The organism is Mesorhizobium sp. M8A.F.Ca.ET.207.01.1.1 (assembly GCF_004794715.1).
Lineage (GTDB): Bacteria > Pseudomonadota > Alphaproteobacteria > Rhizobiales > Rhizobiaceae > Mesorhizobium.
On record NZ_SRUS01000001.1, the window covers coordinates 858,767 to 869,964 of the forward strand.

General features: G+C 62.4%; 8 protein-coding genes. 6 read left to right on the plus strand and 2 right to left on the minus strand.

Going from position 1 to position 11,198, the window contains the following annotated elements; translation table 11 throughout:
- The first annotated feature begins 119 nt into the window (after positions 1-119).
- Both rpoC and EN850_RS04435 read left to right on the plus strand, forming a co-directional pair.
- Positions 120-4,316, plus strand: coding sequence for a DNA-directed RNA polymerase subunit beta' (gene rpoC, locus EN850_RS04430; RefSeq protein ID WP_127277965.1), 4,197 nt, complete (start codon positions 120-122; stop codon positions 4,314-4,316).
- An 83-nt stretch (positions 4,317-4,399) separates the two neighbouring features.
- Positions 4,400-5,065, plus strand: coding sequence for an O-methyltransferase (locus EN850_RS04435; RefSeq protein ID WP_136090695.1), 666 nt, complete (start codon positions 4,400-4,402; stop codon positions 5,063-5,065).
- Between the two features lie 23 nt (positions 5,066-5,088).
- Here EN850_RS04435 and EN850_RS04440 read toward each other — a convergent pair whose 3' ends face one another.
- Positions 5,089-6,012 carry a Gfo/Idh/MocA family oxidoreductase gene (locus tag EN850_RS04440; RefSeq protein WP_189591002.1) on the minus strand — a complete coding sequence of 308 codons (924 nt, stop codon included), beginning with the start codon at positions 6,010-6,012 and terminating at the stop codon, positions 5,089-5,091.
- Between the two features lie 143 nt (positions 6,013-6,155).
- Positions 6,156-6,437, minus strand: a complete 282-nt coding sequence (locus EN850_RS04445) for a transcriptional regulator (protein ID WP_127277968.1) — start codon at positions 6,435-6,437, stop codon at positions 6,156-6,158.
- A 502-nt stretch (positions 6,438-6,939) separates the two neighbouring features.
- Between EN850_RS04445 and rpsL the strand changes: the two genes are divergently transcribed.
- The 4 genes from rpsL to tuf all read left to right on the plus strand — a co-directional run.
- Entirely contained in the window at positions 6,940-7,311 is a 372-nt protein-coding gene (rpsL, locus tag EN850_RS04450) for a 30S ribosomal protein S12 (RefSeq protein WP_006333356.1), read from the plus strand.
- Between the two features lie 60 nt (positions 7,312-7,371).
- Positions 7,372-7,842 carry a 30S ribosomal protein S7 gene (gene rpsG, locus EN850_RS04455; protein WP_008875664.1) on the plus strand — a complete coding sequence of 157 codons (471 nt, stop codon included), beginning with the start codon at positions 7,372-7,374 and terminating at the stop codon, positions 7,840-7,842.
- A 29-nt stretch (positions 7,843-7,871) separates the two neighbouring features.
- The gene (gene fusA, locus EN850_RS04460; protein WP_127869367.1) at positions 7,872-9,962 is read left to right on the plus strand and encodes an elongation factor G; all 2,091 of its coding nucleotides are present in this window, start codon (positions 7,872-7,874) and stop codon (positions 9,960-9,962) included.
- Positions 9,963-10,029: 67 nt separating this feature from the next.
- Positions 10,030-11,198 (plus strand): elongation factor Tu (gene tuf / locus EN850_RS04465; RefSeq protein ID WP_127279960.1); only part of this gene is annotated, 1,169 nt, incomplete at its 3' end.

Sequence of the window (11,198 nt, forward strand, 5' to 3'; positions counted from 1 at the left end):
GGGAGAGGCTCCCGCGACCGGATGCTTCGATTTCTTCGGCCGGTGGGCCGACCACTCAGCGGGCGTTTGGCCCGCGTTAGATGCAAGGGGTTTTCGAGGACCCCGAAAAGGAGAACGGCATGAACCAAGAGGTCATGAATCTCTTCAATCCGCAGGCGCCGGCGCAGGTGTTCGATTCCATCCGGATATCGCTCGCCAGCCCTGAGAAGATTCTGTCCTGGTCGTTCGGCGAGATCAAGAAGCCGGAGACCATCAACTACCGCACCTTCAAGCCGGAGCGTGACGGTCTGTTCTGCGCGCGCATTTTTGGCCCGATCAAGGACTATGAGTGCCTGTGCGGCAAGTACAAGCGCATGAAGTACAAGGGCGTCATCTGCGAGAAGTGCGGCGTCGAAGTCACGCTGTCGCGCGTCCGCCGCGAGCGCATGGGCCATATCGAGCTGGCGGCACCGGTAGCCCATATCTGGTTCCTGAAGTCGCTGCCCTCGCGCATCGGCACGCTGCTCGACATGACCCTTAAGGACATCGAGCGCGTCCTCTACTTCGAGAACTACATCGTCACCGAACCTGGCCTCACCGCGCTGAAGGAGCACCAGCTGCTCAGCGAGGAAGAGTACATGATCGCCGTCGACGAATATGGCGAGGATTCCTTCACCGCCATGATCGGCGCCGAGGCCATTCATGACCTTCTGGCCGGCATGGATCTGGAGAAGATCGCAGGCGACCTGCGTTCGGAACTGGCTTCGACCACGTCCGAGCTGAAGCAGAAGAAGTATCTGAAGCGTCTCAAGGTCGTCGAGAACTTCATGGAGTCCGGCAATCGTCCGGAATGGATGATCATGAAGGTCGTTCCGGTGATCCCGCCGGACCTGCGCCCGCTGGTTCCCCTGGACGGCGGCCGCTTCGCCACGTCCGACCTGAACGATCTCTATCGCCGCGTGATCAACCGCAACAACCGCCTGAAGCGGCTGATCGAACTGCGCGCCCCCGGCATCATCGTGCGCAATGAAAAGCGCATGCTGCAGGAAGCCGTCGATGCGCTGTTCGACAACGGCCGTCGCGGCCGCGTCATCACCGGTGCCAACAAGCGTCCGCTGAAGTCGCTGTCCGACATGCTCAAGGGCAAGCAGGGCCGGTTCCGTCAGAACCTGCTCGGCAAGCGCGTCGACTATTCCGGCCGTTCGGTCATCGTCACCGGTCCGGAGCTCAAGCTGCATCAGTGCGGCCTGCCGAAGAAGATGGCGCTCGAACTGTTCAAGCCCTTCATCTATGCCCGCCTCGACGCCAAGGGTTACTCCTCGACCGTCAAGCAGGCGAAGAAGCTTGTCGAGAAGGAGCGTCCGGAAGTCTGGGATATCCTCGACGAGGTCATCCGCGAGCATCCGGTCCTGTTGAACCGCGCGCCGACGCTGCACCGCCTCGGCATCCAGGCGTTCGAGCCGATCCTGATCGAAGGCAAGGCGATCCAGCTTCACCCGCTGGTCTGCACGGCCTTCAACGCCGACTTCGACGGCGACCAGATGGCCGTTCACGTGCCGCTGTCGCTGGAAGCGCAGTTGGAAGCCCGCGTGCTGATGATGTCGACCAACAACATCCTGCACCCGGCCTCCGGCGCGCCGATCATCGTGCCGTCGCAGGACATGGTCCTGGGTCTCTACTACCTCTCGATCGTCAACCAGAACGAGCCGGGCGAGGGCATGGTGTTTGCCGATATGGGCGAGCTCCAGCACGCGCTCGAGACCAAGGCCGTGACCTTGCACGCCAAGATCAAGGGTCGCTTCCGCACGGTCGACGCCGAAGGCAAGGTCGTGTCGAAGATCCATGACACCACGCCTGGCCGCATGATCATCGGCGAACTTCTGCCGAAGAACGTCAACGTGCCCTACGAGACCGCCAACCAGGAGATGACCAAGAAGAACATCTCCAAGATGATCGACACCGTCTACCGCCATTGCGGTCAGAAGGAGACGGTCATTTTCTGCGATCGCATCATGGCGCTCGGCTTTGCTCATGCGTGCCGTGCCGGCATCTCGTTCGGAAAGGACGACATGCTGATCCCGGACACCAAGATCAAGCTGGTGTCGGACACCGAGGCTTTGGCCAAGGAGTACGAGCAGCAATACAATGACGGTCTGATCACGCAGGGCGAGAAGTACAACAAGGTCGTCGACGCCTGGGCCAAGTGCTCGGAAAAGGTCGCCGACGAAATGATGGCCCGCATCAAGGCGGTCGAGTTCGAGGACAATGGCCGTCAGAAGCCCATGAACTCGATCTACATGATGTCGCACTCCGGTGCGCGCGGCTCGCCCACCCAGATGCGCCAGCTCGCCGGCATGCGCGGCCTGATGGCCAAGCCCTCGGGTGAAATCATCGAGACGCCGATCATCTCGAACTTCAAGGAAGGCCTGACCGTGCTCGAGTACTTCAACTCGACCCACGGTGCCCGCAAGGGTCTGGCCGACACCGCCTTGAAGACGGCGAACTCGGGTTACCTCACCCGTCGTCTGGTCGACGTGGCGCAGGACTGCATCGTCAACTCCGTGGATTGCGGCACCGACAAGGGCCTCACCATGCAGCCGATCGTCGATGCCGGTCAGGTCGTCGCTTCGGTTGGCCAGCGCGTGCTGGGCCGTACATCGCTCGACGACATCACCCATCCGGTGTCGGGCGAAGTCCTGGTCAAGGCCGGAACGCTGATGGACGAGCGGGACGTGGAACAGATCGAAAAGGCCGGCGTGCAGTCGGTCCGCATCCGCTCGGCCCTGACCTGCGAAGTCAGGATCGGCGTCTGCGCGGTCTGCTACGGACGCGATCTGGCCCGTGGCACCCCGGTCAACCAGGGCGAAGCCGTCGGCGTCATCGCGGCGCAGTCGATCGGCGAGCCGGGCACGCAGCTCACCATGCGTACCTTCCACATGGGCGGTACCGCGCAGGTGGTGGACTCTTCGTTCCTTGAAGCCTCGTATGAGGGCAAGGTCGAGATCCGCAACCGCAACGTGGTGCGCAACTCGGACGGCCAGCAGATGGTCATGGGCCGCAACATGGCGGTGCTGATCCTCGACGAGGCCGGCAAGGAGCGTGCAACGCACCGTGTCACCTATGGTTCGCGCATCTTCGTGGACGATGGCGACAAGGTGAAGCGTGGCCAGCGTATCGCCGAGTGGGATCCCTATACCCGTCCTGTCCTCACTGAAATCGAGGGCAAGGTGTCGTATGAGGATCTGGTCGACGGTATTTCCGTCCAGGAAACGGCCGACGAGTCGACCGGCATCACCAAGCGTGAGGTCATCGACTGGCGTTCGACGCCGCGCGGCAACGACCTCAAGCCTGCGATTGCCATCCTGGACACCAAGGGCAAGGTCGGCAAGCTATCGAAGGGCGGCGATGCCCGCTTCCTGCTCTCGGTCGAGGCCATTCTCTCGGTCGAGCCGGGTGCCCAGGTTCGCCCCGGCGACGTGCTGGCGCGTATCCCGATGGAAAGCGCCAAGACCAAGGACATCACCGGCGGTCTGCCGCGTGTTGCCGAACTGTTCGAGGCACGTCGTCCGAAGGATCACGCCATCATCGCCGAGATCGACGGCACGATCCGCTTCGGCCGCGACTACAAGAACAAGCGTCGCATCATTATCGAGCCGCATGACTCGACGCTCGAGCCGGTCGAATACCTGATCCCGAAGGGCAAGCCGTTCCATCTCCAGGACGGCGACGTCATCGAGAAGGGCGACTACATCCTCGACGGCAATCCGGCGCCGCACGACATCCTGGCGATCAAGGGCGTGGAGGCGCTTGCGTCCTACCTCGTCAACGAGATCCAGGAAGTCTACCGTCTGCAGGGCGTGTCGATCAACGACAAGCACATCGAGGTGATCGTTCGCCAGATGCTGCAGAAGGTCGAGATCACCACGCAGGGCGACTCGACCTACATCCCGGGCGACCACGTCGACGTGATCGAACTGGAAGAGGTCAACGAGCGCCTGGTCGAGGACGGCAAGAAGCCGGCTGAAGGCCAGCCGGTGCTCTTGGGCATAACCAAGGCTTCGCTGCAGACGCCGTCCTTCATCTCGGCCGCCTCCTTCCAGGAGACGACCAGGGTGCTGACGGAGGCCGCGGTTGCCGGCAAGACCGACATGCTGCAGGGCTTGAAGGAAAACGTCATCGTCGGCCGGTTGATCCCGGCCGGTACCGGCGGCACGATGAGCCAGATCCGGCGCATTGCCACCTCGCGCGACGAACTCATCATCGACGAGCGCCGCAAGGCCTCCGGTGTTGAAGTGGCCGAGCCGATGCTCGCCGACATGACAACCGCCGCGCAGTAAGCGCGACGGCAAGAAATCTCAGGCAACAGAAGCCGTCGGGGCAACCCGGCGGCTTTTTCGTTTCAACGATCGGAGGAAAGCAGATGAGCACGAAGACCTGGACGGCTGTCGACGACTACATCGTCTGCTCGCTCTTCGAGGCGGATCCCGTTCTCGACGCGGTTCTGGCGGCCAACCGCGACAATGGCCTGCCGGCGATCGATGTCTCGGCGGCGCAAGGAAAACTGCTCTCGCTGCTGGCGCGCATCGGCGGCGCGAAAAAGGCGCTCGAGATCGGCACGCTGGGCGGCTATTCGACCATCTGGATGGCGCGGGGACTGCCCGCCGACGGCAAAGTCGTGACGCTCGAACTCGATCCGCATCATGCCAAGGTCGCACGCTCGAATTTCGAGCGGGCAGGGGTAGCGGACCGGGTGGAACTGCGCGTCGGTCCGGCGCTCCAGTCGCTTGCCGCACTCGGCAATGAGAATGCCGGCCCGTTCGATCTGATCTTCATTGATGCCGACAAGCCGAACAACCCGAACTATCTGTCCTGGGCCTTGCGGCTGTCACGCTCCGGGACGGTCATCGTCTGCGACAACGTCATCCGTGACGGCGCCGTGCTGGATGAGGATGGCCGCGATGCCAATGTCGAAGGCGCCCGCGCGGCGTTTTCCTTTATCGGCGGCGAAAAACGGCTGGACGGCACAGCCATCCAGACCGTGGGCGCCAAGGGCTATGACGGCTTTGCCATCGCGATTGTCGACTGACGTCGGGGCGCACCTGGCGATCTTCAGTCGAAAAACGCCTCGACCACATTGCGCTTGCCGAGCATGAAGGCGTCGGCGACGTGCTGCAGCGGTGCAAGGTCCACATCGGATACGCCGGCATGCACAATCTCGGCAAATCGCCGGTAGAGCATCGGATATTCCGCTTCCGGTTCCTCATGGACGACGCGGCCGTCGACGGCGAGCTTCGAGCCGCCACCCGAGAGCACCATCTGCCCGGCATCCGTGTCGGCCAAAATGTCCCAGCTCTGCGGTCCGGTCTGCAACCAGTCGAGATCCATGGTCACATCGAATCCGTTCGCCGCGTGGAACGCGACCTGGGCCGCGATCGGTGCGTCGCGATTCTCCGGAAAATCGAGTACGGCCGAAGTGATGTACATGGCCGGCAGGATATAGGTTGCAATCGACAGCGCGTTGATGCCGGGATCGAAGACGCCGAAGCCGCCAGGCTGCCAGATCCAGTCCTGGTTCGGATGCCAGCGGCGCACATCTTCCTTCCAGACGATCGCCGCCGATTTGATTTTGGTCGAAGCCAGGAATGTCCGTGCCGCTTCGACAGCCGGCGCGTAGCGCGAGTGCCAGCTTGCGAACAAGGAGACGCCTTGTTTCGCCGCTAACGCCTTCAGGTCCTCGACTTCGCTGACCGTGGCACCCGGCGGTTTTTCCAGGAAGACGTGCTTCCCGGCCTCGAGCGCCTTGCGCGCGGCGTCATAGCGGAACTGCGGCGGCATGCACAGCGACACCGCGTCGAGTTCGGCAACCGCGCCAAGCATCGTCTCTATATCGGGGAAATTCGCGATGCCGTCGACCTTGCCGTGCCGGCTGGCCGCTGCGATCAGCTGGTAGTCTCGATCCTTGGCCAGTGCCGGAAGGTGCTGGTCGCGGACGATCTTGCCGACACCGACAATGCCGATTCTTATGGGCGAGATGGATGAGGACATGAGGCTCCGCCGGGTTGGGACGTCTGCGCGTCTCTTAGCAGATCGGCCATGACGGGCAAGCGTCGGCCATGCCGGCTATTCGAACGAATCGGCATCATGACGCTGGGCAGGCGAGGGGCGCCACGCTGCGATCAGATCGGCACGTCGAAGGTCACGATCGACACTTCGCCTTCAAGCGCGCCCTGGAAGGCCGACAGATGCGGCTCATCGTCGGGCTCGCCCTCCATGTCGCCGATCTGGTCGAGTTCGGCCTCGGCGTAGCCTTCGGCAGCCAGCGATTCGAGCGCACGGCGCACCGCCGAATCGTCATCGGGCGCCACCAGCATGACATGCACACCTTCCGGCTTGCCGCCTTTCTTCTTCCACACCCGGCCGGTGATGATGGTGACCGGGCGTTCTTCATTGTCGTTCACGGGCCGATTCCTTCGCGGCGAGGGATTGTCAGTGTTCATGCGGCCTTTTCGCATGAAGCAAGGCCCCGCAACAGCCAAAAGCCATTCACTTTGCTAGAGGCTTGGCACTTTGCTAGAGGCTTGGCACTTTCTTCCTCGTCCTTGCCAAACGGCGAAAGAAAATTACATGCGGTTTTCGCATGGCTGCCAGGCCCCGGCTTCAATGCAATATTTGCCTCTGCGGGGTTGACGGTTCGCGGGCTTACGAGTAGAAGCCGCCCAGTCAGAACCGATGTGAGGCTCTCCCTTCCGAAGCGACACGCTTTGGAGTTTGCCTCAAACAGGGTTCGTTTTACGAGCGAAAAGACATTTCCGGCGTGCACGAAGCGGCTTCCGCTTCCTCTGCGATTTGTTCGGGCAAGACCGCGAGGCGCGGTTTGTGGCCCGAATTTGCGTATGGAAATGACGCTTTGAGCGAGCCTTGACCGGCACGAGACACGGAATTGAGAGACAAGAGGGTTTAATGCCTACCGTCAACCAGCTGATCCGCAAGCCGCGCATTGCGCCGGTGAAGCGCAACAAGGTCCCGGCCATGCAGCAGAACCCGCAGAAGCGGGGCGTCTGCACGCGCGTCTATACGACGACGCCGAAGAAGCCGAACTCGGCGCTGCGCAAGGTGGCCAAGATCCGCCTGACCAATGGTTTTGAAGTGATCGGTTATATCCCCGGCGAAGGTCACAACCTTCAGGAACACTCCGTGGTCATGATCCGCGGCGGCCGCGTCAAGGATCTTCCGGGCGTGCGCTACCACATCATCCGCGGCGTGCTCGACACGCAGGGCGTGAAGAACCGCAAGCAGCGCCGTTCGAAGTACGGCGCCAAGCGTCCGAAGTAAGATTTTCCGGCCTTGGCGCTGCTTGAACGCGCCGGGCTACGAGATTGAGAGACAAAAGCCATGTCGCGTCGTCACAGTGCAGAAAAGCGTGAGATCAACCCGGATCCCAAGTTCGGCGATCTGATCGTCACCAAGTTCATGAACGCCGTCATGTATGACGGCAAGAAGTCGGTTGCCGAGACCATCGTCTACGGCGCGCTGGACCAGGTCCAGTCGAAGACTAAGCAGGAGCCGGTCACCGTCTTCCACCAGGCGCTCGACAATGTCGCGCCGCATGTGGAAGTGCGTTCGCGCCGCGTCGGCGGCGCCACCTACCAGGTTCCGGTCGACGTTCGTCCCGAGCGTCGCCAGGCATTGGCGATCCGCTGGCTGATCGCCGCGGCCCGCAACCGCAACGAGACCACCATGGTCGATCGCCTCTCCGGCGAGCTGATGGACGCGGCCAACAACCGCGGCACCGCCGTGAAGAAGCGGGAAGACACCCACAAGATGGCTGAAGCCAACCGCGCTTTCGCGCACTACCGCTGGTAAAGCGCGAACAGGACTGAGAGGCAGCTACGATGGCCCGCGAATACAAAATCGAAGACTACCGCAATTTCGGTATCATGGCGCATATCGACGCCGGCAAGACGACGACCACCGAGCGCGTCCTCTATTACACGGGCAAGTCGCACAAGATCGGCGAAGTGCACGACGGCGCTGCCACCATGGACTGGATGGAGCAGGAGCAGGAACGCGGCATCACCATCACGTCCGCCGCGACCACGACCTTCTGGAAGGGCCGTGACGGCAAGATGCACCGCTTCAACATCATCGACACCCCCGGACACGTCGACTTCACCATCGAGGTCGAGCGTTCGCTGCGCGTGCTCGACGGCGCCATCGCGCTGCTCGATGCCAATGCCGGTGTCGAGCCGCAGACGGAAACCGTCTGGCGCCAGGCCGACAAGTACCGCGTGCCGCGCATGATCTTCTGCAACAAGATGGACAAGATCGGCGCCGACTTCTACCGCTCGGTCGAGATGATCGGCTCGCGCCTCGGCGCGCAGGCTGTCGTCATGCAGCTGCCGATCGGCGCCGAGACCGAATTCAAGGGTGTCGTCGACCTCGTCGAGATGAACGCGCTGGTCTGGCGCGACGAGACGCTGGGCGCTGCCTGGGACGTCGTCGAGATCCCGGCCGACCTCAAGGCGCGTGCCGAGGAATACCGCGAGAAGATGATCGAAGCCGCCGTCGAAATGGACGAGACGGCGCTCGAAAACTACCTCGAAGGCAAGATGCCGTCGAATGACGAGATCCGTTCGTTGATCCGCAAGGGTACGATCGCGGTCAAGTTCTACCCGATGTTCTGCGGCTCGGCCTTCAAGAACAAGGGCGTGCAGCCGTTGCTCGACGCCGTTGTCGAATACCTGCCGTCGCCGGCCGATGTTCCGGCCATCAAGGGTGTCGATGCCAAGACCGACGCCGAGATCGAGCGTCATGCGGACGACAACGAGCCGCTGTCGATGCTCGCCTTCAAGATCATGAACGACCCGTTCGTCGGTTCGCTGACCTTTGCCCGCATCTATTCGGGCAAGCTCACCAAGGGCGTCTCTGTCGACAACACCGTGAAGGGCAAGAAGGAGCGCATCGGCCGCATGCTGCAGATGCATGCGAATTCGCGCGCCGACGTCGAAGAAGCTTTTGCGGGCGACATTGTCGCCTTGGCCGGCCTCAAGGACACCACCACCGGCGACACGCTGTGCGATCCGCTGCACCCGGTCATCCTCGAGCGCATGGAATTCCCCGATCCGGTCATCCAGATCGCCATCGAGCCGAAGACCAAGAACGACCAGGAAAAGATGGGTCTCGCCCTTCACCGCCTGGCTGCCGAGGATCCGTCCTTCCGCGTCAAGACCGACGAGGAAAGCGGCCAGACCATCATCTCCGGCATGGGCGAACTGCACCTCGACATCATCGTCGACCGCATGCGTCGCGAGTTCAAGGTCGAAGCCAATGTCGGCGCGCCGCAGGTGGCTTATCGCGAGACGATCACCCGCAAGCACGAGCAGGACTACACGCACAAGAAGCAGACCGGCGGTACCGGCCAGTTCGCGCGCGTCAAGGTTGTGTTCGAGCCGAATTCCGAGAGCGAGGACTTCGTGTTCGAGTCCAAGATCGTCGGCGGCGCGGTGCCGAAGGAATACATTCCGGGCGTCGAAAAGGGCATCCAGAGCGTCATGGGCGCTGGTCCGTTCGCCGGCTTCCCGATGATCGGCGTCAGGGCGACGCTCATCGACGGTGCCTACCATGATGTCGACTCCTCGGTCCTGGCCTTCGAAATCGCGTCCCGCGCGTGCTTCCGTGAAGCTGCTCCCAAGCTTGGCGTGCAGTTGCTCGAGCCGATCATGAAGGTCGAGGTGGTGACGCCGGAAGACTACGTCGGCAGCGTCATCGGTGACCTGAACGGCCGTCGCGGCCAGATCCAGGGCCAGGAAGCGCGCGGCGTGGCCGTCGTCATCAACGCGATGGTGCCGCTCGCCAACATGTTCAAGTACGTCGACAACCTGCGCTCGATGAGCCAGGGCCGCGCGGCTTACACGATGCAGTTCGATCACTATGAGCCGGTCCCGACCGCGGTCGCTCAGGAAGTCCAGAAGAAATACGCGTAACTCGAAAGAGCTGCCGCGGTAACGCAATTCAAAGCCCGCATGGGCGAGCAGGAAATGGAGACATCACATGGCAAAAGGTAAATTCGAGCGCACTAAGCCTCATGTGAACATCGGCACGATTGGTCACGTCGATCACGGCAAGACGTCGCTGACGGCTGCTATCACCAAGTATTTTGGCGAATACAAGCGCTATGACCAGATCGACGCGGCGCCGGAAGAGAAGGCGCGCGGCATCACGATCTCGACGGCTCACGTCGAATACGAGACCGAGAACCGCCACTACGCGCATGTCGACTGCCCCGGCCACGCCGATTATGTGAAGAACATGATCACCGGCGCCGCGCAGATGGACGGCGCGATCCTGGTCGTGTCGGCCGCCGACGGCCCGATGCCGCAGACCCGCGAGCACATCCTGCTTGCCCGTCAGGTCGGCGTGCCGTCGATCGTGGTGTTCCTGAACAAGGTCGATCAGGTCGACGACGCCGAGCTGCTCGAACTGGTCGAGCTCGAGGTTCGTGAACTGCTGTCGAAGAACGAATTCCCCGGCGACGACATTCCGATCGTCAAGGGTTCGGCGCTTGCCGCACTCGAGGATTCGAACAAGACGATCGGCGAGGACGCGATCCGCGAGCTGATGGCTCAGGTCGACGCCTACATCCCGACGCCGGTTCGTCCGCTCGACAAGCCGTTCCTGATGCCGATCGAAGACGTGTTCTCGATCTCGGGCCGTGGCACGGTCGTGACCGGCCGCGTCGAGCGCGGCGTGGTCAAGGTCGGCGAGGAACTGGAAATCATCGGCATCCGTCCGACGACCAAGACGACCTGCACGGGCGTGGAAATGTTCCGCAAGCTGCTCGATCAGGGCCAGGCTGGCGACAACATCGGCGCGCTGTTGCGCGGCGTCGACCGTGAAGGCGTCGAGCGCGGCCAGGTTCTGGCCAAGCCGGGCACGGTGAAGCCGCACAAGAAGTTCGTGGCCGAAGCCTACATCCTGACCAAGGACGAAGGTGGCCGTCACACGCCGTTCTTCACCAACTACCGTCCGCAGTTCTACTTCCGCACGACCGACGTGACCGGCATCGTGTCGCTGCCGGAAGGCACCGAGATGGTGATGCCTGGCGACAACATCACGGTCGATGTCGAGCTGATCGTGCCGATCGCCATGGAAGAGAAGCTGCGCTTCGCCATCCGTGAAGGCGGCCGCACCGTCGGTGCCGGCATCGTCGTCACCATCAA

Coding starts and splice junctions, on each gene's coding strand:
- rpoC (WP_127277965.1), top strand. CDS start 120: ATGAACCAAGAGGTCATGAATCTCTTCAATCCGCAGGCGCCGGCGCAG.
- rpsG (WP_008875664.1), top strand. CDS start 7,372: ATGTCGCGTCGTCACAGTGCAGAAAAGCGTGAGATCAACCCGGATCCC.
- fusA (WP_127869367.1), top strand. CDS start 7,872: ATGGCCCGCGAATACAAAATCGAAGACTACCGCAATTTCGGTATCATG.
- EN850_RS04435 (WP_136090695.1), top strand. CDS start 4,400: ATGAGCACGAAGACCTGGACGGCTGTCGACGACTACATCGTCTGCTCG.
- rpsL (WP_006333356.1), top strand. CDS start 6,940: ATGCCTACCGTCAACCAGCTGATCCGCAAGCCGCGCATTGCGCCGGTG.